Genomic DNA, 1,075 nt, shown 5'->3' with positions numbered 1-1,075 from the left:
GACAGTTACGATGCGATCATTTAATGAGGATGGCGAATTGGGGGAGGAGTGTGGAAACCTGGGCGCATGCAGAGCGCTGACCTGGACGGCTACCGTGCCGGGCTGGGGTACGAGGGCCGGCCTGTGCCGGCGTACCAGACCTTTGGCATGCGGATCGTCGAGGTCGGCGGCGGGCGGGCGGTCGTCCGCCTGGCCGTTGCGCCGCCGCTGCTGGGGACGGACGGCCGGCTGCTCGCGGGCGCCCTCGCCGTGATCGCGGACACCGCGTGCGGCACCGCCGTCGCTGTGGCCGGCCCCGGTGGACCCCCCATGCTTACTGCCCAACTGAGGCTGGAGGTCGTCCGGCCGCTGCCGGTTGCCCCGGGCTGGCTGACCGCCGACGGTCAGGCCGACTTCGCCGGCGACGACAGCGGGCTGGCCCGCGGGGAGTTGGTCGACGCCGCCGGTGAGCTGGTCGCGGTCACCTCACTGCGCGCGATCAATCCCCAGCGCAGTCTGGCCTCGCCTCCTGCCTCGCCTCCTACCTCGCCTCCTACCTCGGCACAGATGGACAGCACGCACTCACCGTCGGCAGCGGATCCGACCTCGTCGGCAATCGTGTCCGGGGCCAATCCGCCGGCTGCCGTACCGCCTCCCGCTGGCGCGCTGTCGGCCCTGCTCGGCGTGGTCAGTCGTACCCGCAAGCGTGGGGAGTCCGAGCTGACCCTGCGGCCGGGCCTCCAGGTGGCCAACAGCTTCGGTGCCGTCCACGGTGGTGTGCTCGGGCTGATCGCGCACATCGTCGCCGCCGACGCCCAGGCCACCGTGTTGGTGCCCGGCGAGCGGCTGGTGCCGCTCGACCTCGCCGTCAACTACCTGCGAGGTGTGCCCGCAGGCGGCGAACCCGTCACCGCCGCAGCCACGGTCGCCTACCGGGGCCGACAGTTCGTCGTCGCCGAGGGCGAGCTGCGTAATTCCGATGGGCGCGGCGCCATCCGGTTCTCGTGCGGTGCGCAGATCCGTCGTTCCGGCTGATTTCCATCGGGACCAGCCCACGTGCTCGTCAGGCACGGCGGCCGAGCACGGCGAGCAGGCG

Annotated in this window: 1 protein-coding gene; it reads left to right on the top strand. The window is 71.9% G+C overall.

Features of this window, described 5'->3' with window-relative positions; genetic code table 11:
• Positions 1–66: 66 nt before the first annotated feature.
• Positions 67–1,014: a PaaI family thioesterase gene (locus U9980_RS21885; RefSeq protein ID WP_322769643.1), complete on the top strand. Its 948-nt coding sequence runs from the start codon at positions 67–69 to the stop codon at positions 1,012–1,014.
• The last annotated feature ends 61 nt before the right edge of the window (positions 1,015–1,075 follow it).

Source organism: Protofrankia sp. Cr1 (genome assembly GCF_963555865.1).
In the GTDB taxonomy this organism is placed as follows: Bacteria; Actinomycetota; Actinomycetes; order Frankiales; family Frankiaceae; genus Protofrankia.
This window is presented reverse-complemented; position numbering and strand designations above follow the sequence as displayed.